General features: G+C 70.7%; 19 protein-coding genes. 6 read left to right on the top strand and 13 right to left on the bottom strand.

Annotated features, from left to right (window positions below):
• Positions 1 to 21: 21 nt before the first annotated feature.
• Entirely contained in the window at positions 22 to 2,151 is a 2,130-nt protein-coding gene (locus tag AB0927_RS30875) for a transglycosylase domain-containing protein (protein WP_366671092.1), read from the bottom strand.
• A gap of 281 nt (positions 2,152 to 2,432) precedes the next feature.
• Between AB0927_RS30875 and AB0927_RS30870 the strand changes: the two genes are divergently transcribed.
• Positions 2,433 to 2,645: a zinc ribbon domain-containing protein gene (locus AB0927_RS30870; RefSeq protein ID WP_366671062.1), complete on the top strand. Its 213-nt coding sequence runs from the start codon at positions 2,433 to 2,435 to the stop codon at positions 2,643 to 2,645.
• 7 nt (positions 2,646 to 2,652) lie between these two features.
• Here AB0927_RS30870 and AB0927_RS30865 read toward each other — a convergent pair whose 3' ends face one another.
• Genes AB0927_RS30865 through AB0927_RS30855 form a run of 3 tightly spaced genes read right to left on the bottom strand, consistent with a single transcriptional unit; the run spans position 2,653 to position 7,132 of the window.
• Positions 2,653 to 3,474 carry an HAD family hydrolase gene (locus AB0927_RS30865; protein WP_366671061.1) on the bottom strand — a complete coding sequence of 274 codons (822 nt, stop codon included), beginning with the start codon at positions 3,472 to 3,474 and terminating at the stop codon, positions 2,653 to 2,655.
• Complete coding sequence (locus AB0927_RS30860) at positions 3,474 to 5,930, bottom strand: phosphoribosyltransferase (protein ID WP_366671060.1); 2,457 nt, start codon at positions 5,928 to 5,930, stop codon at positions 3,474 to 3,476. Before AB0927_RS30860 ends, AB0927_RS30865 begins: the two co-directional genes overlap by 1 nt.
• Before the next feature lie 35 nt (positions 5,931 to 5,965).
• Positions 5,966 to 7,132: an HpcH/HpaI aldolase/citrate lyase family protein gene (locus AB0927_RS30855; RefSeq protein ID WP_366671059.1), complete on the bottom strand. Its 1,167-nt coding sequence runs from the start codon at positions 7,130 to 7,132 to the stop codon at positions 5,966 to 5,968.
• Between the two features lie 177 nt (positions 7,133 to 7,309).
• Between AB0927_RS30855 and AB0927_RS30850 the strand changes: the two genes are divergently transcribed.
• The gene (locus AB0927_RS30850) at positions 7,310 to 8,077 is read left to right on the top strand and encodes a TerD family protein (protein ID WP_366671058.1); all 768 of its coding nucleotides are present in this window, start codon (positions 7,310 to 7,312) and stop codon (positions 8,075 to 8,077) included.
• A gap of 40 nt (positions 8,078 to 8,117) precedes the next feature.
• On the opposite strand, the gene AB0927_RS30845 is transcribed toward AB0927_RS30850, so the two are convergent.
• The 6 genes from AB0927_RS30845 to AB0927_RS30820 all read right to left on the bottom strand — a co-directional run bounded on the left by AB0927_RS30845 (position 8,118) and on the right by AB0927_RS30820 (position 12,546).
• Positions 8,118 to 8,843, bottom strand: a complete 726-nt coding sequence (locus AB0927_RS30845) for a Tellurium resistance (RefSeq protein WP_366671091.1) — start codon at positions 8,841 to 8,843, stop codon at positions 8,118 to 8,120.
• Positions 8,844 to 8,932: 89 nt separating this feature from the next.
• Positions 8,933 to 10,072: a DUF475 domain-containing protein gene (locus tag AB0927_RS30840; RefSeq protein WP_366671057.1), complete on the bottom strand. Its 1,140-nt coding sequence runs from the start codon at positions 10,070 to 10,072 to the stop codon at positions 8,933 to 8,935.
• 63 nt (positions 10,073 to 10,135) lie between these two features.
• Entirely contained in the window at positions 10,136 to 10,714 is a 579-nt protein-coding gene (locus AB0927_RS30835) for a TerD family protein (RefSeq protein ID WP_366671056.1), read from the bottom strand.
• A gap of 98 nt (positions 10,715 to 10,812) precedes the next feature.
• Positions 10,813 to 11,388 (bottom strand): TerD family protein, encoded by a 576-nt coding sequence (locus AB0927_RS30830; RefSeq protein WP_285554371.1) that lies wholly within the window; start codon positions 11,386 to 11,388, stop codon positions 10,813 to 10,815.
• A 138-nt stretch (positions 11,389 to 11,526) separates the two neighbouring features.
• Positions 11,527 to 11,985 carry a peroxiredoxin gene (locus AB0927_RS30825; protein WP_366671055.1) on the bottom strand — a complete coding sequence of 153 codons (459 nt, stop codon included), beginning with the start codon at positions 11,983 to 11,985 and terminating at the stop codon, positions 11,527 to 11,529.
• A gap of 123 nt (positions 11,986 to 12,108) precedes the next feature.
• Complete coding sequence (locus tag AB0927_RS30820; RefSeq protein ID WP_366671054.1) at positions 12,109 to 12,546, bottom strand: DUF3052 domain-containing protein; 438 nt, start codon at positions 12,544 to 12,546, stop codon at positions 12,109 to 12,111.
• A gap of 459 nt (positions 12,547 to 13,005) precedes the next feature.
• Between AB0927_RS30820 and aceE the strand changes: the two genes are divergently transcribed.
• Positions 13,006 to 15,753, top strand: coding sequence for a pyruvate dehydrogenase (acetyl-transferring), homodimeric type (aceE, locus tag AB0927_RS30815; protein WP_366671053.1), 2,748 nt, complete (start codon positions 13,006 to 13,008; stop codon positions 15,751 to 15,753).
• A 429-nt stretch (positions 15,754 to 16,182) separates the two neighbouring features.
• Here aceE and AB0927_RS30810 read toward each other — a convergent pair whose 3' ends face one another.
• Positions 16,183 to 17,802, bottom strand: coding sequence for an MFS transporter (locus AB0927_RS30810; RefSeq protein ID WP_366671052.1), 1,620 nt, complete (start codon positions 17,800 to 17,802; stop codon positions 16,183 to 16,185).
• A gap of 121 nt (positions 17,803 to 17,923) precedes the next feature.
• Here AB0927_RS30810 and AB0927_RS30805 point away from each other — a divergent pair, with 121 nt between their 5' ends.
• The 3 genes from AB0927_RS30805 to AB0927_RS30795 all read left to right on the top strand — a co-directional run bounded on the left by AB0927_RS30805 (position 17,924) and on the right by AB0927_RS30795 (position 20,859).
• Entirely contained in the window at positions 17,924 to 18,550 is a 627-nt protein-coding gene (locus tag AB0927_RS30805; protein ID WP_366671051.1) for a TetR family transcriptional regulator, read from the top strand.
• A gap of 185 nt (positions 18,551 to 18,735) precedes the next feature.
• Positions 18,736 to 19,953 carry an alpha/beta hydrolase gene (locus AB0927_RS30800; protein ID WP_366671050.1) on the top strand — a complete coding sequence of 406 codons (1,218 nt, stop codon included), beginning with the start codon at positions 18,736 to 18,738 and terminating at the stop codon, positions 19,951 to 19,953.
• A gap of 66 nt (positions 19,954 to 20,019) precedes the next feature.
• A complete protein-coding gene (locus AB0927_RS30795; protein WP_366671049.1) occupies positions 20,020 to 20,859 on the top strand; it encodes a DUF4429 domain-containing protein in 840 nt (279 codons plus the stop codon).
• Between the two features lie 8 nt (positions 20,860 to 20,867).
• Here AB0927_RS30795 and AB0927_RS30790 read toward each other — a convergent pair whose 3' ends face one another.
• Positions 20,868 to 21,884 carry an aldo/keto reductase gene (locus AB0927_RS30790; protein ID WP_366671048.1) on the bottom strand — a complete coding sequence of 339 codons (1,017 nt, stop codon included), beginning with the start codon at positions 21,882 to 21,884 and terminating at the stop codon, positions 20,868 to 20,870.
• A complete protein-coding gene (locus tag AB0927_RS30785) occupies positions 21,881 to 22,345 on the bottom strand; it encodes a MerR family transcriptional regulator (protein ID WP_366671047.1) in 465 nt (154 codons plus the stop codon). Before AB0927_RS30785 ends, AB0927_RS30790 begins: the two co-directional genes overlap by 4 nt.
• Positions 22,346 to 22,406 lie beyond the last annotated feature (61 nt).

Genomic DNA, 22,406 nt, shown 5'->3' with positions numbered 1-22,406 from the left:
GGGGGCTTGGGGCCTGGGCGGTCAGTCCAGGCCCATGGCGGCCGACCAGAGGGCATAGGGCACGATGTCCGGCGAGTCGCCCGCGAGGCCGTTCAGCGGGAGCGGTTCCAGGGACTTCGCCAGGTCGATGCGGTAGACGACGACCGCCGTCGACACGGAGTCGGCCGTGCCCGCGTACCAGGCGGCGGTGTCCTCGCCGGTGGTCCCGGTGGTCCCCGCGGCGATCCCGGTGCCGGCGGTCCCGGCCTTCCCGGCCACGCCCGGCGCGGTCACGCCGGGGTGGGCGGCGCGGAAGGAGTCGGTGAGCGCCGCCTGGACGTCCTTGGCGACCTTGGAGCCGATCGCGCGGGTGGGGTGCGGGGTGGCCAGGGCGACGGGCGCGCCGTTGCGGGTGATGCGGCGCACCGAGTACGGCTCCGTGTGGGTGCCGTCGGCGGCGAAGGTGGCGTATCCGCTGGCCATCCGGATGGCGCTGGGCGTGGAGCTGCCGAGCGAGAGGGCGGGCACCTGGCGGCCGATGCTGGAGGACAGCAGCCCGGCGGCCTGGGCGGTCTGGCGTACCTCGCCGAGGCCGGTGTCCATGCCGAGCTGCATGAACGGGGTGTTCACCGACTTGGCGAGGGCCTCGCGCAGGCTGATCTTCCCGTAGGACTTGTTGCCGTCGTTGTGCGCGGCGACCTTCCTGCCGCTGCGGTCCCAGTAGGGGCCCTCGGGGGTGGTGACGGGAACGTTGTCATCACCGTCGTAGACCGTGTCCGGGGCGACGGGGGTGGCGGGGCCGCCGCGTGTCTTGTGGACGCCGTGTTCGAGTCCGGCGGCGTAGACGAAGGGGAGGAAGGCGGTGCCGGCCGGGACGGTGGTCGCGTTGGACTCGTTGTAGCCCTGGGTGCGGTGGTCGGGGCCGCCGTAGACCGCGAGGATCCGGCCGTCGGTGGCCACCGAGGCGGCCCCGTAGTGGCCGTCCTTCGCCGCGTCGGGGTTGTCCTGCCGGGCCTGCTTGCGGGCCTTGGTGACGGCGTCGGTGAGCGCCTTCTCCCGCTTGCGGTCGAAGGTGGTGTAGATCTGGTAGCCGCCCAGGTCGAACTGCTTGTCGGTCAGATGCGCGGACTTCTTGGCGTACTGCGACGCCAGCTCCACCAGGTAGTCGCTCTGCTCGCCGGTGTTGTACAGCGGGTTGGCCTTCAGCGGCTCGGGAAACGTCTTGTACTGGGCGCGCTGCTGCGGCGACAGCTTGCCGATCTTGACCATGCGGTCGAGGATCCAGGACCAGCGCTCCTCGGCCCGCTGGTGGTTGGCCTGGCTCAGCGTGGGGTCGAACAGGCCCGCGCCCTTGAGCAGCCCCGCGAGCATGGCCGCCTCGGACACGTTGAGCTTGCTGACGTCCTTGCCGTAGTAGGCCTGGGAGGCGCGCTGGATGCCGTAGGTGCCCCGGCCGAACCAGCTGGTGTTGAGATAGCCCTCGAGGATCTTGTCCTTGCTCATCTTGTTGTCGAGCTTGAGGGAGATCATCGCCTCGGTGAACTTGCGGCTGACGGTCTGGTTCTGGTTCAGGTAGACGTTCTTGACGTACTGCTGGGTGATGGTGGAGCCGCCCTGGGTGTCCCCCTCGCCCACGGTGCGGAACAGGGCCCGGCTGATGCCCTTCACGGAGATGCCGGGGTCCGAGTAGAAGGTCTCGTTCTCCGCCGCGAGCACCGCCCAGCGGACGTCCGGGGGGATGTCCTTCAGCGGCATCGCCTGCCGCTGCACCCAGCCCGTACGGGCCATCGGGGTGCCGTCGGACCAGAAGTAGACGTTGTCCTGCTGGGTGGCGTACGAGTTCAGGTCGCTGGGTATGTCGGTGACCGCGTACGCGGTGACCAGGAAGGCGCCGAGCAGGCCGAAGGAGGCCAGGACGCCGCCGAGCCACTGCCGCCAGGAGGGCAGCCAGCGCCGCCAGCCGGTGCGGCCGGGGCGGGGGTAGGCGGGCTTGAGGCGGCGCGCGTAGGGCGCGAGGGGGCGTAGGTACGGCGCGAGCGGGGCCAGCGGGCCCAGTATTCGGGCCGTCAGGCCCCCGGCACGCTCGCGCGCGGAGGGGCGCGCGCTGCGCCTGCGCTCGGCCCGCCCGCCGGTGGGCGGCGGCTCGGGCGGCGCGGGCACGCGCAACTGCATGGTCTCGTCGGCCCTGAGAGCGTCCACTCTCAGATGGAGGGTCCGGTCGGCATCGAGCGGCTGCTCGTCCCGGCCGGAACGGCCCTCCCCCTGCGACGCATCGGTCACTATGCGTCTCCCCTCCGCACTCGCTCCTGCTCGCGCGGTGAGCTGAGCGTCCTCGCAACGGCGTTCACAAATTATCAGCGAAGTTTTCGATTCCTTCGCACGAGTGTCGGCTGTATCCCAACACTCATCAAACATTGAGACGCCGCGTTTGCCCCCACGGTTACGCTGGTCTCATGCCTCGCTATGAGTACCGCTGCCGGAGCTGCGGCGACACGTTCGAATTGAATCGGCCGATGTCCGAGTCGGCGGCGCCGGCCACGTGCCCGGCCGGACATGAGGACACGGTGAAGCTCCTGTCCACCGTCGCGGTGGGCGGTACGGCCGGCGCGCCCGCCGCCGCGCCCCGGGCGGGCGGCGGGTGCTGCGGCGGCGGCTGCTGCGGATAGTCCGTCATCACCCCTGGGGGGACGGGGTGCGCGTCGCCTTCAGGAACTCCCGCAGGATCCGCTCCCCCGCCAGGACTCCCCGCTCCGGCAGCGCGCCGATGTGCGGAGCCCGCCACCCCGTGTCGGCCAGCTCGCCGTGGCCGGGGCGCCAGCCCCGGTCGGCGGCCAGCAGGAGGTCGGCGTCCAGGAGTGAGTCACCGGCGGCCAGGGTCCGGTCCGCGCCCGTGCGGCGGGCCACCTCGCGGACGGCGGCGCTCTTGGTGAGGGGCTTGGGGACGGCGTAGAGCTTGCGGCCCTGGAGGGAGACCGTCCAGCCCCGGCCCTCCGCCCAGGCCGCCAGTTCCTTCACCCAGTCCGGGGGCAGCAGCTCGCGCTCGACCACGAGATAGGCGAACAGGTCCTCGGCGACCCGCTGTTTGCGCAGCCACACCGGGTCGGCGGTGCGCGTCAGATGTTCCCGGACCTCCGCCAGCGGTGCGCACTCGTCGGCGAGGCGGGCCAGGACCCGGGCGTGCCAGTCGCGGTCGGTGACGCCATCGACCAGCAGATGGCCGCCGTTGGCGCAGATCGCGAACGCGGGCTGGGAGCCCGGCAGGTTGATGCGCTGGTACTGCTTGCGGGTGCGGGTCGTGGTGGGCACGAACACGGCCGCGTCCCCGAGATCGGTCAGCAACTGGGCCGCCGTCTCGGTCATGTACGACAACGGCCTGCTCTCGTGCACCTCGACGCACAGCAGCCGGGGCGCCCTGGCGTCCGGCATGGTCAGCGCCAGGGCCGCCGAGGAGTAGATCAGCGTGCGGTCGAGGTCGCTCGCCACCAGCACCGGCATCAGACGCTCACCGCCCGGCCGTCGGCACCGGTGGCCCCGCGCGTGTACTGCGGGTGTATCAACCCGACGCAGGTGTACGGCAGTTCGTCCACCTCCTCGACCGGCACCCCGCGCTGTGCGGCGAGCAGCCGGACATGGTCCAGGTCGGCGCCCGCGCCCTTGCGCGCGAGGATCTTCCAGGGCACCCGGCGCAGCAGCACCCGGGTGGTCTCGCCGACGCCCGGTTTGACGAGGTTGACGTCGTGGATGCCGTACTCCTCGCTGATCCGCTCGACGGCCCGCCAGCCCGCCCAGGTCGGGGTGCGGTCCTCGGCCAGCAGTTCCCGGGCCGCCTCCGCCACGCCGGGGGCGACCTCCGCGAAGCGCTCCGCGACGGCGTCGAGGAAGGCCACGGAGACGTCGGCGCCGGCGAGTTCGCGGTAGAACTTCGCGCCGTGGAAGTCGTGCGGGCCGACCAGGTCGGCGCGCAGCACGGTACGGGAGATCAGGCCGGAGACGGTCGAGTTGAGGCAGGCGGAGGGGATGAGGAAGTCCTCGCGGGTGCCGTAGGTGCGCACGCAGGAGCCCGGGTCGGCGAGGACGGCGATCTCCGGGTCGAACCCGGTGACGCCCTCCTCCTTCTCGAACTCCTGGACCGCCTGGGCGAGTTCGCGGGTGATGGCGCCCTTGCCGGTCCAGCCGTCCACGAACACGACGTCGCGGGGGTCGTGGTGGGCGGCGAGCCAGCGCAGCGCGTTGGCGTCGATGCCCCGGCCGCGCACGATCGACACGGCGTAGTGCGGCAGTTCGAGCCCGTGCCGGAAGTGCGCCCAGCGGCGCATCAGCACGCCGACCGGGGTCCCGGCGCGGGCCAGCGACACCAGCACGGGCCGCGGCGACCTTTCGGTGAGGACCGTCTCGGTCACCACGCCGACGGCGCGGGCGATCCGGGCGGCCGAGGTGGCGAGGGCCGCGTGGAAGAGCTCCTGGTACCGCGCGCTGGGCTGGTACTCCACGGGCAGCGACTCGGCGTAGTGCGCCCCGCCGCGCTGGATGGCCTCCTCCCGCTCCTCGGTCGGCGCCTCCAGGGTGACGTCGGAGAGGTCCTGGAGCAGCCAGCCGACCTCCTCGGGCGCGTACGAGGAGAACGCGGGGCCACGGAGTGGCTCGGGCAGCATGGCCGGCCTTTCGGGAGCGTGCGGGGGCTCGGGGGCGTGGGAGGGGACGACCGCGAGCAGGACGTGCGGCACCTGCGCCGCGAGCCGCGCGAGCAGGCCGTCCGGCGCGTGCAGCGCGGGGGTGTCGCCGGCCGAGTCGACCACGGCGACGACGGCGTCGAACCCGCCGCCCGCGACGTTGTAGGCGTACCGCTCCCCGGGTCCGTCGGCCGGGTCGTCGTGCGCCGGGAAGACGAGACGACTGCGGATCGCGTACCCCGGGTCGTCGACCGCGAGCACGGGCGACCGTGTGGTGGTCGAGAACCGCACCTCGCCGTCCCGCGTCCGCTCCAGCTCGCAGGCGAGCCGGAGGGGGGCGTACATCAGCTCCTCGAAGCCGAGGACGAGCACGCGGCGCGCGCCGGCGGGCAACGCGTCGGATACGCGCCCGGCCATGGCTGGCAGGGCGGCTTCGAGCCGGGCTCGGTGGGCGGGGGTGAAGCCGTGCCGGCCCCCGTCGGGAAGGCCGGCGGGCCAGCCGAGGTCCACCCGCTCAGGGGCGCGGCCGGTGTCGTACGGCCCCTGGCCGGCGTCGTGGCCGCACCCGTACCGCGCGACCAGCCGCTGCCCCTTCTCCAGCACGTCCGCGGGCAGCGTCACCATCCCGGAGGCCGCGGCGACGAGGTCCACCCGCGCCCCGATCTCCGCCGCGAACGACCGCAGCCGCTCGGCGTCCCGCGCCGACCGCATGTCCACCAGCGCGACCACCACGTACCGCCGCCGCGGGTACCGGGCGTGCAGGTCGCGGATGGTGTTCAGCACCGTGTTCCCGGTGGAGAACTCGTCGTCCACCAGCACCAGCGGGCCGTCCCCGCCCAGCAGGGCGGGATCCGAGGGCAGCAGCAGATGCGACGTGGCGTGGGAGTGCGACTCCTCGAAGCCGCCCGCGGGGGCGATCCCGGCGACCGGCCGCCGCGTGGAGTGCAGGTACGGCGCAGTCCCGAGTCCGTCGGCCACCGCGTGGCCGAGCCCCGTCGCGGTCTCCGCGTACCCGAGGACGACCGCGCGGGCCGCCTCCGCCTCGCCGAGGAGCGCGTGCACCCGCCGGCCCAGCCGCACCCCGTGGCCGTACACCACCGAAGGCGCCTGCGGTACGTGCTTGCCGAGCACGTGGGAGACCAGCAGGTGGGCGCGCTTGGGGTTGCGGCGCAGGGCGAGGCCCAGCATGGCCCGCAGGGCGTCGTCGCCCTCGAGCCCGACCCCGAGCCGCTCGGCGACCCAGGTGCCGGACCAGACCCCGTCGTTCACTGCGTTGTTCATGCGTTCCTTGGATGCGTGTCCCGGACAGGAGAAGGTCAGCCGGGTATTCCGGCGGCGAGCAGTTCCACGAAGCCCACGTCCTCGTGGGCGACGCCGAACACCTCCGCGCGCAGCAGGGTCCGCTCGGCCCAGGCGCGGTGGGGTTTCACCTCGTTCATCTTGTTCGTGTAGGCGGACCTGAGGACGCCCCCGCCGCCGCGCTCCGGCCGCAGGATGTCCTGGGCGTCGCTGTACTCCTCGTGGCTGACCACGGACAGCGCGTGCACCGGCAGCACGTGGGAGGGGTGGATGCAGGTCTTGCCGAGCAGGCCGTTGGCCTGGTCGAGGGAGATCTCCCGCAGCAGTCCGTCCATGGCGTGCTCCAGCAGCTTCTCGCGCAGCTCGGTGGCCTGCACCTCAAGGAAGGGGCTCTGCCGGAGCTGGGGCTTGAACATGCGCTCGGACAGGCGGAAGTACTCCCACACGGGCCCGGTGACCGTGAATCCGGTGCCGTCGGCGCGGCCCAGCATGTTCACGACGTCGGCGATGACGGACGCGACGACCTGGACGTCGTAGGCGGTCATGTCGGGGGCGCGGCGCAGGCCGTAGGAGGAGCAGAAGTCGGTGACGCCGAGACGGAGCGCGAGGACGCGGTCGCGGTGCTTGTCGACGGCGCGGAAGATGCCCTCCAGGGTCTCCACCCGCGACTCGCGGTAGAGCAGCTCCGGGGATTCGAGGACCGGCATGGCGAAGAGGCGGCGGCCGGCCTCGGCCTCGGCGGCGCCGCGGGCGTCCAGGAAGGGCAGGCCGCGCTCCCCGGTGAACTTGGGCAGCACGAATCCGGACAGCAGCCGCACGGACGGGCCGAGGCGGCGGACGAGGTCGGGGATCTGTTCGGGGGTGCGCACCCGGATGAACAGCAGCGGGGGCTGCGCGCCGGGCCGGGAGTCGAGGTCGGCGAACTGCCTGACCAGGTTCTCCTCGGCGGCCACCACGTCCGCGTCGTCGATGGAGTCCTCCAGGCACAGCACCATGGAGACCACGCCGTTGCCCGCCTGCCTGAGGACGTCGTCGGCGAGCCGCGGCCGGGTGGCCGGGCTGTACAGCGTGGCGCCGAGGGCGACGGCGAGCAGCCGGGCCGGGGAGTCGGCGGTGAACGCGCCGGGCTCCCGGTGGAAGAGGCGCTGCCGGACCTCGGGGGCGATGTGCCCGAAATGACGCATAGGACTCCCCAAGAGTGCAATCGGGGTCTGTGGATTCGGTAAAGGGTGGCCGGTAATAGTACGTAGGGGGACCTGTCCGAGGTTCCCTTCGGACGTGAATTTCCGGTAACTCGGCCGTGTCGGTCCCCGACACCCCCCGCATTGTCGTGGCCAGGACCAAGAAGGCAGGATGACGGCATGACGCACGCGATGCTGAAGGGGTCGAACGTCCCGCTGGAGGCCACCACGGTGCGCGCGGTGCTGCGCTGGACGCCGGGGACCTCGGTCCCGGACGTGGACGCCTCGGCGCTGCTGCTGGGCCCCGACGGCCGGGTGCGCTCCGACGAGGACTTCGTCTTCTACAACCAGCCCCGGCATCCGTCGGGGCAGGTGTGGCGGCTGGGCAAGAAGCGGGTCGCCGAGGGGCTGACCGACACGATCCAGTCAGACCTGCGGGGGATCGAGCCGGAGATCGGGCGGATCCTGCTGATCGCCTCGGCGGACGGGGTCTCCTTCGACCGGGTGCCGAACCTGAGCATCACGCTGTACGACGCCGCCGTCGCCGACGGTGAGCCGTGGGCGGTGTTCGACATCAAGCCGGAGACCGGCGCGGAGACGGCGATGATCTGCGGCGAGCTCTACCGGCGCGGGGACGGCTGGAAGTTCCGGGCGCTGGGCGAGGGCTACTCCAACGGCCTCAAGGGCCTCGCCACGGACTTCGGCATCTCGGTGGACGAGTCGGAGGAGCCGGCGGCGCAGGAGGGCGTCACGGTCTCCCAGCCGCTGCCCCCGGAGCAGCCGACCTCGGCGGTGCCCCGGCAGCCGGGCTACGCGTATCCCCAGCCGACCTCGGCCCCGGCCGCGGCCCCGGCGTACGGCTACCCGCAGCCCGTACCGGCGGTCCCCGTGGCGCTGGACCCCGACTTCCGGCTGCCGCCGCAGGGTCCGCAGTTCATCGGCCGGTAGACCGGACCGCCGCCATCGGCGGTACCGGCGCCCGGCGGGATCAGACCTTGGTCTTGTAGCCGCGGCCCCACTGGAGCCCCCACCCGTACAGCCGGTCCAGCTCCGCCTGGAAGCCGTAGACGAACTTGACCTCGCGGCGGACCACCAGTTCGCCCTTGACGTTCTCGATGAGGAGGACGGCGCAGGAGCGGGCCTGGGGGTGGCGCTCGTCCAGGCTGATCTCCAGCCGGGGTCCGCTGCTGGGGTACAGGGTGACGATGGCGTGCGTACGGTCGAACGCGGGGGTCTGGTCGTAGATGTACACGAAGACCAGCACCCGCTTGATGGACTCGTGGTGGTCGAGGTTGATGTACATCGTCTCGCCGGAGCCCGAGCCGAACCGGTCGTCACCGCTGATCTTGATGTACGGCGCCGCGTTGATGTCGCCCAGGTAGTCGCCCAGCGGCTGTACGACGCCCTTGGTGCCGTCGGCCAGCTCGTACAGGCAGCCCAGGTCGAGGTCGACGTCGACCATGCTCTGGCCGTGGCCCAGGATCTCCGGCGGCTTGAGGGCCTTGAGGGGGTGCCGCAGCAGGCTGGGGCGCTGTGCGCCGAAGTCGGAGGTGCGCATCCGCCAGGTGAGGTTGACGCGCAGATGGCCGGTGACGGCGCCCTGTTTGGTGAGGGACACCGACTGGCGCCGCTTGGTGAGTTCGATGGCGTTGGCGCCGTTGCCGGAGTCGAAGTCGACCGCGCGTGCGCCCAGCAGTCCGTCGAAGAAGCCCATGTCCCGCCCCCAGGTCTCGTCACCTCTGCGTCCGGGGCGGCCGGCGGTGCCCGCCGCCCCGGTCAGAGCGTTCCTCATCGGTCAGGGTGTCACACCCCCGAGGAGACCTCGGTCTTCTCCCCGGCGCCGGGTCCGGCCGCCGCGAGGGCCCGGTTGCGGCGGACGGAGGACCAGAAGGACAGGGCGATCAGGACCACGCCGACGAGGCCGGTGATCACCTCGTTGATCTCGTACTGGATGGTGACCATGAGGATCAGGGCCAGCGCGCCGATCGCGTAGTGGGCGCCGTGCTCCAGGTAGACGTAGTCGTCGAGGGTGCCCTGGCGGACCAGGTAGACGGTGAGCGAGCGGACGTACATCGCGCCGATGCCGAGGCCGAGGGCCATCATCACGATGTCGTTGGTGATGGCGAAGGCGCCGATCACGCCGTCGAAGGAGAAGGACGCGTCCAGGACCTCCAGATAGAGGAACATGAAGAACGCGGCCTGGCCGGCCAGCAGGACGGCCGGCTTCTTCTTGCCGGTGCGGGCGGCCTCTTCCTCCTCCTCGTGCTCGCGCTCCTCCTCCGCCTCCAGGCGTTCCTCGAAGAACCCGGAGAGACCGCCGACGATCAGATAGGTGATCAGGCCGGCGATGCCGGAGATGAGGACCGTCTGCGCCTTGTCGGCGTGCATGCCGCCGTGCTGGTGGGCGTGGGTGGCGAAGGTGAAGGAGGTGATCAGCAGGACGATCAGGGAGATGCAGACCGACAGCATGTCGACCTTGCCGAGCTTGGCCAGCGGCCGCTCGATCCACTGCAGCCACTTTATGTCCCGGTCCTCGAAGATGAAGTCGAGGAAGATCATCAGCAGGAACATGCCGCCGAAGGCCGCGATCGCCGGGTGGGCGTCCGTGACCAGCTGCTGGTAGCGGTCCTTGTCGGCGAAGGCGAGGTGCACCGCGTCGACCGGGTTGAGCTTGGCGGTGATGGCCACGATGACGACGGGGAAGACCAGTCGCATGCCGAAGACGGCGATGAGGACGCCCACCGTGAGGAAGATCTTCTGCCAGAAGGCGTTCATCTTCTTCAGGATTCCGGCGTTGACCACCGCGTTGTCGAAGGACAGCGAGATCTCCAGGACGGCGAGGATCGCCACGACTCCGAAGGCCTCCCACCCCCCGTAGAAGACCGCGGCGACCAGGCCGAGCGCGGTGACCGCGAACGACCAGCCGAAGGTTTTCAGTAGCACTGGTTACCCCATCGTGTTGTGGGGGTGCCTCCTATGAGGGTTTCCCCCGCGCCGAGCACGGCTTTACGAAACGTTGACCCCAAAGTCTAGAGCGATTCCGCGCAGTCCCGACGCGTACCCCTGACCGACCGCCCGGAATTTCCATTCGCCCTGGTGGCGGTAGAGCTCGCCGAAGATCATGGCGGTTTCGGTGGAGGCGTCCTCGCTGAGGTCGTAGCGCGCGAGCTCCTGGCCGTCGGACTGGTTGACCACGCGGATGAAGGCGTTGGAGACCTGTCCGAAGGTCTGGCCGCGCTCGTCGGCCATGTGGATGGAGACCGGGAAGATGATCTTTTCGCACTGGGCGGGCACCTTGCCGAGGTCGACCAGGATCGACTCGTCGTCGCCCTCGCCCTCACCGGTGAGGTTGTCACCGGTGTGCTCCACCGAGCCGTCCGGGCTCTTGAGCTGGTTGTAGAAGACGAACCACTCGTCGCCCATCACCCGGTGGTTGGCGCCGCACAGCAGCGCGCTGGCGTCCAGGTCGAAGGGGGCGCCGGTGGTGGAGCGCGCGTCCCAGCCGAGCCCGATCATGACGTTGCTGAGGTTCGGTGCGGCCTTGGAGAGGGAGACATTGCCCCCCTTGGCGAGCGTCACACCCATGATTGCTGGTCCTCCCCTGACGGTGCTTCCCTGTTACCTGCGCGTCCGGCGCCGGCCGTAAACGGCTCGGCGCCGGACGGTGTGCCGGCTCCAGGACGTCAGACGTTGACGCCGAAGTCCTGGGCGATGCCGCGCAGCCCGGACGCGTAGCCCTGGCCGATGGCGCGGAACTTCCACTCCGCGCCGTTGCGGTACAGCTCGCCGAAGACCATGGCGGTCTCGGTGGAGGCGTCCTCGCTGAGGTCGTAACGCGCGATCTCGGCGCCGCCGGCCTGGTTGACCACGCGGATGAACGCGTTGCGGACCTGGCCGAAGGACTGCTGGCGGTTCTCGGCGTCGTAGATGGACACCGGGAACACGATCTTGTCGACGTCGGCGGGGACGCCGGCGAGGTTGACCTTGATCTGTTCGTCGTCGCCCTCGCCCTCACCGGTGAGGTTGTCACCGGTGTGCTCCACGGAGCCGTCGGGGCTCTTGAGGTTGTTGAAGAAGACGAAGTGCTGGTCGCTGACGACCTTGCCGGAGTTGTTCAGCAGCAGCGCGCTCGCGTCGAGGTCGAAGTCGGTGCCGGTCGTGGTGCGCACGTCCCAGCCCAGTCCGACGATGACGGCGGTCAGGCCCGGGGCCTCCTTGGTCAGCGAGACGTTGCCGCCCTTGCTGAGGCTGACTCCCACGAGTCCTCCAAGTGGTGTCGAGGGGCGGGGAGCCCCGTCGTGCTTCGGATATGGGATCAACGAGCCGATCCTAGTGACGAGTTCCCGCCCCCCGCCGACCCTGGACCCGAAGATTCCCAGGTTCGGCCGACCGGCCGACTACAGGGTGTCGAGCGCCTTCACGTACTCGTTCAGGTCACGCGCGTCCGGCAGGCCGTTGACGACGGTCCAGCGCACGACGCCGTCCTTGTCGATGATGAAGGTGCCCCGCACCGCACAACCCTTGTCCTCGTCGAAGACGCCGTAGGCGCGCGAGACGTTGCCATGCGGCCAGAAGTCGCTGAGCAGCGGGTACTCCAGTCCCTCCTGCTCGGCGAAGACGCGCAGGCTGTGGATGGAGTCGTTGGAGACGGCGAGCAGCTGGGTGTCGCGGTCCGCGAACTTCGGCAGGTTGTCGCGCAGCTCGCACAGCTCGCCGGTGCACACGCCGGTGAAGGCGAACGGGTAGAAGAGCAGGACCACGTTCTTCTCGCCGCGGAAGTCGGCGAGCCGCACGGTGCGGCCGTGGTTGTCCTTGAGCTCGAAGTCGGGCGCTTTGTCGCCGACCTGGATCGCCATGTCGTGCTTCCCTTCGGTGGGCTGTCGGGGTGAGAGCGCAGCAAACGCTCTGGATCCACCCTAATCAGCGATCACCTGGGTTCCGGACGGGCCGGGGCGAGATCCGGCCCGTCCGGACAGCGGTCACCGCTTCGGCTTGGCCGCCTTCGGCGTGGCCAGCCGGCTGCCGCTCCAGTCCTTGCCGACGCTGACGCTCTTCGCGGCGGTCAGGCCGGCCGTCGTCGCGGCTTCCGAGATGTCGCTCGGCTCCACATACCCCGGACGGCCGGTCTTCGGCGTGAGGAGCAGAATCGCGCCGCCCTCTTCGATGTACGTGGTGGCATCCACCAGCGCATCCGTCAGGTCGCCGTCGTCGTCACGGAACCAAAGCACAACGGCGTCGGCCACGTCGTCGTATTCCTCGTCCATCAGGTCGCCCGCAACGGCTTCCTCGATGGCCTCGCGGAGCTCCTGGTCGACGTCGTCGTCGTAGCCGATCTCCTGGACCACCTGTCCGGGCTGGAACCCCAGCCTGGCGGCAGGGTTCGTCCGCTCCTCCGCGTGGTCCGCGGTCGCGCTCACGGGTTGCCTCCTGATCATGTCTTGGTGAATATCTCAGCCACGCGCGTGCGCGAAGCATTGGCCGTAGTCCACACGGGCAGGGCGGATAGCGCAAGTACCCGGCCGTCCCGGCCGCCGAAACGGTGACGTTACCGGCCGTGTCGTGGCGACTCCTGGCACCGTATCTCGATTCCGCCCCACCCACATCACCCGCATGTGCCCGGTTTGCGCTCAGCGGAATCATCCACCGATGGAACCATCGAACAACTTTGCCAAACGCGTCACACCCCGGGCGTATCGTTGCGTTTTGACCGGCGGTGTGCTCCGGCGGTACGCCGGGGAGGCGCCGGTGGAGATGACGGACGTCCTCCCGAGGTACACGATGGGGAACGGCGCGGGCACTGGCAGTAGGCACGAGCAGCGCCTACGAGCAGTAGGCACGTACAGCGAGAACCGGCCCTCCGACAGGTAAGGAACAGCGTGGCTTCCGGATCCGATCGCACCCCGATCATCATTGGCGGCCTGCCGAGTCAGGTTCCTGACTTCGACCCAGAAGAGACTCAGGAGTGGCTCGACTCCCTCGACGCCGTCGTGGACGAGCGCGGCCGGGAGCGGGCGCGCTACCTCATGTTGCGGCTGATCGAGCGGGCCCGTGAGAAGCGCGTGGCCGTGCCCGAGATGCGCAGCACGGACTACGTCAACACGATCCCCACCAAGAGCGAGCCGTTCTTCCCGGGCAACGAGGAGATCGAGCGCAGGATCCTGAACGCGACGCGCTGGAACGCGGCCGTGATGGTCTCGCGCGCCCAGCGCCCCGGTATCGGCGTGGGCGGCCACATCGCCACCTTCGCCTCCTCCGCGTCCCTCTACGACGTGGGCTTCAACCACTTCTTCCGCGGCAAGGACGAGGGCGACGGCGGCGACCAGGTCTTCTTCCAGGGCCACGCCTCCCCGGGCATCTACGCCCGCGCCTACATGCTGGACCGGCTCACCGAGAACCAGCTCGACGGATTCCGCCAGGAGAAGTCGAAGTACCCGAACGGCCTGTCCAGCTACCCGCACCCGCGTTCGATGCCGGACTTCTGGGAGTTCCCGACGGTCTCCATGGGCCTCGGCCCGCTGGGGGCGATCTTCCAGGCGCGGATGAACCGCTACATGGAGGCGCGCGGCATCGCGGACACCTCCAAGTCACACGTGTGGGCGTTCCTGGGCGACGGCGAGATGGACGAGCCGGAGTCGCTCGGCCAGCTCACGCTCGCGGCCCGGGAGGGCCTGGACAACCTGACCTTCGTGGTCAACTGCAACCTCCAGCGCCTGGACGGCCCGGTGCGCGGCAACGGCAAGATCATCCAGGAGCTGGAGTCGGTCTTCCGGGGCGCCGGCTGGAACGTGATCAAGCTGATCTGGGACCGCACCTGGGACCCGCTGCTCGCGCAGGACCGGGACGGCGTCCTGGTCAACAAGATGAACATGACCCCGGATGGTCAGTTCCAGACGTACGCCACGGAGTCGGGCGACTACATCCGCCGGCACTTCTTCGGCGACGACCACCGGTTGCGCGCGATGGTCGAGAACATGACCGACGACCAGATCCTGCACCTGGGCCGGGGCGGTCACGACCACCGCAAGATCTACGCGGCGTTCAAGGCGGCCACCGAGCACAAGGGCCAGCCGACGGTCATCCTGGCCAAGACGATCAAGGGCTGGACGCTGGGCCCGAACTTCGAGGGCCGCAACGCCACGCACCAGATGAAGAAGCTGACGGTCGACGACCTGAAGCGGTTCCGGGACCGGCTGCACCTGCCGATCTCCGACCGGGAGCTGGAGTCCGGCGCGCCGCCGTACTACCACCCGGGGCGGGACTCGGAGGAGATCCAGTACATGCACGACCGCCGCAAGGGCCTCGGCGGGTACGTCCCCACGCGCGTCGTGCGCTCCAAGGCGCTCGCGCTGCCGGACGACAAGGCGTACGCGACCGTGAAGAAGGGCTCGGGCCAGCAGTCCATCGCGACCACCATGGCCTTCGTGCGCCTGCTCAAGGACCTCATGCGGGACAAGGAGATCGGGCGGCGGTTCGTCTTGATCGCGCCGGACGAGTACCGCACGTTCGGCATGGACTCCTTCTTCCCGAGCGCGAAGATCTACAACCCGCTCGGGCAGCAGTACGAGTCGGTGGACCGCGAGCTGCTGCTCGCGTACAAGGAGTCGCCGACCGGGCAGATGCTGCACGACGGCATCTCCGAGGCGGGGTGCACGGCCTCGCTGATCGCGGCTGGGTCCGCGTACGCGACGCACGGCGAGCCGCTGATCCCGGTGTACGTCTTCTACTCGATGTTCGGGTTCCAGCGCACGGGTGACCAGTTCTGGCAGATGGCCGACCAGATGGCGCGCGGGTTCGTCCTCGGCGCGACCGCGGGACGGACGACGCTCACCGGCGAGGGCCTCCAGCACGCCGACGGGCACTCGCAGCTTCTGGCGTCCACGAACCCCGCGTGTGTCGCGTACGACCCCGCGTACGCCTACGAGATCGCGCACATCGTCAAGGACGGCCTGCGCCGCATGTACGGCGGCTCGGACGAGCATCCGCACGGCGAGGACGTCTTCTACTACCTCACCGTCTACAACGAGCCGATCCAGCACCCCGCGGAGCCGGCCGGCGTGGACGTCGAGGGCATCGTCAAGGGCGTCCACAAGCTCTCCGACGGACCCGGCGGGGCGATTCCGGCGCAGATCATGGCGTCCGGCGTCGCGGTGCCGTGGGCGCTGGAGGCGCAGCGGATCCTCGCGGAGGAGTGGAACGTACGGGCGTCGGTGTGGTCCGCGACGTCCTGGAACGAGCTGCGCCGGGAGGCGGTGGCCTGCGAGGAGCACAACCTGCTGCATCCCGAGGAGGAGCAGCTGGTGCCGTACGTGACGCGCAAGCTCAGCGGGTCGGAGGGTCCGTTCGTGGCCGTGTCCGACTGGATGCGGTCGGTGCCGGACCAGATCGCGCGCTGGGTGCCCGGCCCCTACCAGTCGCTCGGCGCCGACGGCTTCGGCTTCGCCGACACCCGGGGTGCGGCCCGCCGCTTCTTCCACATCGACGCGCAGTCGATCGTGGTGGCGGTCCTCACGGAACTGGCCCGAGCGGGCCGCATCGACCGCTCGGTACTGAAGCAGGCGATCGACCGCTACCAGGTACTGGACGTGACAGCAGCACATCCCGGCGCAGCCGGGGGCGACGCGTAACCCTGCCGGGTGGGCGCGGGCGGGCTTCGGCGGACCGGACGCGGAGACGCGTCCCGGCACCGACCGGCTCGCCCGCGCCCACCGGCGCGGCCCGGCGGTACGGGTGGGCCCGCGCCCTGACGGCGGGACCTGCGCCGGGGTGCCGGCGGCGCACCCCGGTGCGGCCGGGGCGACCCGTAACCCTGCCGGGTGGACGCGGGCGGGCTGCGGCGGGCCGGACGCGGGGACGCGTACCGGCACCGGCCAGGCCGCCCGCGGGCGGCCCCCCGCCAGCGCCCGGTCCGCGTTCCCGTGGCGAGCCGCAGACGCGCACCGCTCCCCTCCCGCGGTGGGCGTCTGCGGCCGGGTTGCCCGGGGAAGACTCTGTCCCGCGCCGGGCGCGCCGCGCCAGCGAACCCCGGCCGAGTCACCCGGCCGGGCGACCGGGGGTCAGATGTGACCCACGCCCGCGCCCGCCTCCGCGTTGCCGCCCCGCTTGGTGAGGAAGGCGACCAGGACCGCGACCACGGCGACGCCCGCGGCGACGAGGCACGCGAGGCTCATGCCGGAGATGAAGGTGTCGTGCGCCACGTTGGTGATCTTGGCGATCATCTCGGGGGGCATCCCCTTCTGCACCGGCGCCACCCCGGCCTGCACCGCCTCGGACGCCTGGTCGAGCTGGCCCTGCGTCAGCGGCGGCAGTCCCGCGCCCTTCCAGTTGCCCGGCAGCGCGCTGTCGACCTTGGATGCCATCACCGCGCCCAGCACCGCCGTGCCGAGGCTGCCGCCGATCTGCATGGCGGCCTGCTGGAGACCACCGGCGACACCGGACAGCTCCATGGGCGCGTTGCCGACGATGACCTCGGTCGCGCCGACCATGACCGGCGCGAGGCCGAGGCCGAGGAGGGCGAACCAGACGGACATCACGCCGCTGCCGGTACCGGTCTTGAGCGTGGACATGCCGTACATGGCGATCGCGGTCGCGGCCATGCCGCCGGCCAGCGGTATCCGCGGGCCGAGCTTGGTGATCGCGGCGCCGGCGAGCGGCGAGGCGACGATCATCATGCCGGTGAGCGGCAGCAGGTGCAGGCCCGCGTTGACCGGCGTCATGCCGTGCACGTTCTGGAGGTAGAAGGTCACGAAGAACAGGCCGCCCATGAAGGCGATGGCCATCAGGACCATCAGGACCACACCGGCCGACAGCGGCACGGAGCGGAACAGGCCGAGCGGGATGAGCGGCTCGGAGACCTTGGTCTCCCAGAACGCGAAGAACGCGAAGAGCAGGACCGAGGCGGCGATGAAGCCCCAGGTCTCGCCCGAGCCCCAGCCCCAGCCCGGCGCCTTGATGAGGGCCCACACGAGGCAGAACATCGCGCCGGACAGCAGGGCGATGCCGAGCAGGTCGAAGGAGCGCGGCGCGTTCTGCGCACGGTGGTCGAGCAGGATCAGCAGGCCCAGGACCAGGGCGATCGCGCCGACCGGCACGTTGATGAAGAACACCGACTGCCAGTTGACGTGCTGGACGAGCACGCCGCCGAGGATGGGGCCGCCGGCGGTGGACGCGCCGATCACCATGCCCCAGATGCCGATGGCCATGTTGAGCTTCTCGGCCGGGAACGTGGCCCGCAGCAGGCCGAGCGCGGCCGGCATCAGCAGCGCGCCGAACAGGCCCTGGAAGACCCGGAAGGTGATGACGACGGCGATGCTGTTGGACAGCCCGATCGCCCCGGAGGCGGCGGCGAAGCCGGTCACGCCGATGAGGAAGGTCTGCCGGTGGCCGAAGCGGTCACCGAGCTTGCCCGCGGTGATCAGGGTGACCGCGAGGGCGAGGAAGTAGGCGTTGGTGATCCACTGCACGTCGGCGAAGGTCGCGTGCAGATGGTCGCGGATGGCCGGGTTGGCGATGGCCACGATGGTGCCGTCCAGGGCCACCATCATGACCCCCACGGCGACGGTGAACAGGGTGAGCCACGGATGGCCGCGCATCCCCGTGGCACGGGCTTGCTCCGCCTGGGCCGGCGGGGCTCCGTCACCCGATCCCGTCGTGTCGATGATGGTCTGACCAGTCATGCGTTCGAGACTAGTGACAGCCACTGACATTTGACAAACAATTTCATAAGTCGGTAACTGACAGGGCACACCGCCATTTGCCGAATTGGCCGGATGTTCAGAGAGGGGCAGTCGAGAGGCCATGGAGACGCTGCGCGAGCGCAAGAAGCGGCGTACCCGGGAGTCGCTGCTGCGGGCCGCTCTCGAACTGTTCACCACGCAGGGCTACGAGCGCACGACGGTGGACGAGATAGCCGCGGCCTGCGAGGTCTCCCAGCGCACCTTCTTCCGCTACTTCGCGGGCAAGGAGGACGCGGCCTTCGCGGTCCAGGAGATGACGGAGTCCCTCTTCCTGTCCGCCCTGCGCGCCCGGCCCTCGCACGAGGCGCCGATGGAGGCGCTGCGGCAGGCGGTCCTGGAGGACTGGGACACGATCCGGGAGACCGTCGAGTCGGCCGTGCCGATGGAGCTGTACCTGCGCATGTACCGGACGATCGAGTCGACGCCCGCGCTGCTCGCCGCCCATCTGCGCCGCTCGACCGCCGTCGAGGAGACCCTCGCGCGGCTGCTGGCCGAGCGGGAGGGCGTGGACGTGGACGCGGACCCCCGGCCGAGGCTCGCGGTGGCGGTGTTCGGCGGGGTGATAAGGGTCACGGAGCGGCAGTGGTGCGAGGGCCGGGACTGCAGCCTGGAAGCCGTCAGATCGCTCACCGCGGCCTACCTCGATCAGGTGAGTTCGGCCCTCCGGGGGAACTGGCGCACGAGCTGAGGCCGTTGGCATCACGTCGGGAAGATCGACGGAGATGCGTTCGGGGGGACCGCCGATGTGGTGTTCAGCAGATCGACTGCGACAGGTTCGAAAGATCGTTCACCGGGTGTTCGATCTACGACGAAACGTGATCCCGGTCACTGGGTTACCGCGAGACCGTCCCGTTCTCCTAGTGTGTCCTCCCAGTGACTTCCTTCGATACCTCCCCGCAACTCAACGTCTGGCGCGCGATGCTGGCGCTGGCCGTCGTGTTCGTGATGCTCGCCACCACCGGCTGGACCGCCCTGCGCACCCACCGGGAGTCGGGCGGACTCCAGGCCTCGCTCGAGAAGTGGCGGCACGGCAGCCTCCACAGCCTGCGGCTGCCGGATCCGGCGGCCGACCCCGCGCGGCTCACCCGCTTCTTCGCCTCGCTCTCCGCGCAGGACCGCGCCCGCCTCGCCCACCGCTATCCGCTCGCGGTGGGCAACATGAACGGCGCGCCGGTCTCCCTGCGCTACCGGGCCAACCACATCGCCCTGGAGCACGAGCGCGTGCTCGAACGCAAGCGCATGCACGACAACCGGCTCAGCGCGGCCGGACAGCAGGACGCGGGCCGTCGTATGCACCGCTACGAGTCGCTGCTGACTCCCGGCCGCCAGATCCTCTCCTTCGACCCGGAGGGCACCGGCCGCATCGCGGAGGTGTTCGGGAACCTGGCAAAAGCGCAGCGGATCTCGGTCGTCGTCCCCGGCGTCGACACCGACGTGCTCACCTTCCAGAAGACCAACCGCCCCTACACCGCCCCGGTCGGCATGGCCAAGGCGCTGTACGCGGCGGAGCGCACGGCCGCCCCAGAGACCCGTACGGCCGTGATCGCCTGGGCCGACTACACCTCCCCCGACGGCCTCGGCGTGGACGCGGCCACCGGGGCGCGCGCGGCGGAGGGCTCCCTGCGGCTGAACGCGCTGCTGCGTGCCCTGCCCGGCCGGGCCCCGGTGTCGATGTTCTGCCACAGCTACGGGTCCGTGGTGTGCGGGGTCGCCGCGCACCAGATGCCCCCGCGGGTCGCCGACATAGCGGTGGCCGCCAGCCCCGGCATGCGGGTCTCCAAGGCCGCCGGTCTGGGCACCACCGCCCGGGTGTGGGCCATGCGGGACGCCACCGACTGGATCCAGGACGTGCCGTACCTGGAGCTGGGCGGGCTCGGGCACGGCGCGGACCCGGTCGCGGCCGGCTTCGGCGCCCGGGTGCTGTCCGCGCGGGACGCGCAGGGCCACGCCGGGTACTTCACCCCGGGCACGGACAGCCTGCGCAACCTCGCCGACATCGGCACGGGCGCGTACGACTCGGTGACGTGCGCCGGTGAGAATGACGCGTGCCGGTCCGGTCTGCCCGCGACGACCACGGCCCAACGCGCGTAGAAACAGCAGGAAGTGCGGTCTGCGCGGGTGGCGACGGAGGGGCACGTGCCGCATACGATGAGCCGCATGGGTGACGTACTGGCGGGTTTTCATGCCGTCTGGGAGTTCGAGTCCGACTCCGTGCTCATCCGCTACGAACGGGGGATTCGAACACCGAAGTTGTTCCAGGCGCTCGGGGAGCGGCGGATCCCGCTGTCCGCGCTGGAAGAGGTCACACTCGTGCCGGGCAGAAAGGGCACCCTCGTCATGCGGCTGGTGCCCCGCGCGGGCGCCGACCCGCTCATGGAGGCGGCGGACGGGCAGCTCAAAGAGGGGTCCGACCCCTACCGGCTGGTCCTGCCGGCCGAGCGGGAGACGCAGGCGGCGTCCTGCGCCGAGGAGTTGGCGGCGCGGCTGACGGAGTCGGGTCCGGCCGACCGGTACCTGGTGGCCGCGCCCGCTGCGCCGTTGCAGTTCAAGGCGTACGACGGGAAGGCGACGTTCGACGGGACGTCCGTGCGGTTCCGGTGGTCCTGGACGGGCGCGTCCACGGCCAAGTGGAAGGCCGGCGACCAGAGTTATTCGGTCGCCGACCTCAGCGGGGTGGAGTGGCGGTCGCCGGAGGCCCTGGAGGGGTTCCTGCGGCTGCGCGCCTCGGGCGCGCCGCCGGTCCCGGAACCGGATCAGGACCCGGCGGCGGTGGTGTTCGGGCTCGGCTACGGACCGGTGCACGAGTCGCTGCCGTTCGCCGCCGCGGTGCTCGCGGCGGTGCGTGCGCGCGGGCCCGCGCCGGCGGTGTCACGGTGCCGCCGCGACCCCGCCGACATCGCCGAGCGGATCAGGCATCTCGGGGAGCTGCACCAGTCCGGGCTGGTGACCGACGAGGAGTTCTCCAGCAAGAAGGCCGAGCTGCTGGCGGAACTCTAGGGGACGGGTCACTCCCGGCCGGCGGAGGTGAACGTCATGTCCGCGTACCGGTCGCCCGCCACCTTGCCCGCGATCGGCTCCAGCTCGGCCAGCTCCTCCCCGGTCAGGGTGATGCGGGTCGCGCCCACGTTCTCCTCCACCCGGTTCGCCTTGCGGGTGCCCGGGATCGGGATCACCGCCAGGGAGTCGACGGCGGCGCGCTGCTGGACCCAGGCCAGGGCGATCTGGGCCGGGGTGGCGTCGTGCGCGGCGGCGATGGTGCGCAGCGGCTGGAGCAGGGCCGTGTTGGCGGCGGCGTTGTCGCCGGTGAAGCGGGGCTGCTGACGGCGGAAGTCGCCGGCCGTGAGGTCCTTGTCGGCGTCGGCGAAGGCACCCGTGAGGAAGCCCCGGCCGAGCGGCGAGTACGGCACCAGGGCGACGCCCAGTTCCCTCGCGGCCGGTACGACGTGCGCCTCGATGTCCCGGCTGAACAGCGACCACTCCGACTGCACGGCCGCGATCGGGTGCACGGCGTGCGCGGCGCGCAGCTCCTCGGCGGTGACCTCGCTGAGGCCCAGGTGCTTGACCTTGCCCTCGCGCACCAGCTCCGCCATCGTGCCGACGGTCTCCTCGATGGGCACGTTCACATCGCGGCGGTGCATGTAGTAGAGGTCGATCTCGTCCACGCCCAGCCGCTGGAGGCTGCCCTCGACGGCCTCGCGGATGTACGGGGCGTCGTTGCGGATGACCCGCTTGGTCGGGTCGTCCTTCGGGATGGACAGGGCGAACTTGGTGGCGATCACCACCTCGTCGCGGTGGGCCCGGAAGAAGGGGGCGAGGAACCGCTCGTTCTCGCCGGCGCCGTACGCGTCGGCGGTGTCGTAGAGGGTCACCCCCAGCTCCAGCGCCCGGTCCAGGGTGGCGCGCGCCTGGTCGGCGTCGGTGGGGCCGTAGCCGAAGTTCATGCCCATGCAGCCGAGTCCCTGCACGCCGACCTCGGGCCCCCGCGCTCCCAGGTGTGCCGTCGGAATCCTGGCGTCGGTCATCGCACGTTCCCCTCAGTAGCGTAAAAATTGATCTTGCGGTCGAGCACGGCGAGCGTGTCCCGCAGCTCCGCGATCCGGCCGAGCACGTCCCGGCGGGTCTGCTCCAGCAGTTCCTGCCGCTCCCGGTAGGTGGCGGCCCCCTCGCGCACCAGTTCCGCGTATCTGACCATGTCCGCCACCGGCATCCCCGTGAGGCGCAGCTTGGTCACCAGGTCCAGCCAGTCCAGGTCGCGGTTGCTGTAGCGGCGCTGACCGGTGTGCGAGCGGTCGATGTGCGGCATCAGGCCGATCCGTTCGTACCAGCGCAGCGTGTGCGCGGTCAGGCCGGTGAAGGCGACGACCTCACTGATCGTGTAGCGGTCCTGGCCGTCCGGGCGCGGGTGCCGCGCGGGCCGGGCGGCGCAGATGTCGGCGGGCTGGGAGTCCTCAAGGGTCGCGGGCGTGGTCTGCATCACCGTCATGTGCTCAACGCTATGACCTTCGAGTGCACTCCAAGCAAGCGGAGCCGGTAAGAAAACCGCA

Source organism: Streptomyces sp. NPDC048106 (assembly GCF_040706415.1).
GTDB lineage: Bacteria > Actinomycetota > Actinomycetes > Streptomycetales > Streptomycetaceae > Streptomyces.
This window is presented reverse-complemented; position numbering and strand designations above follow the sequence as displayed.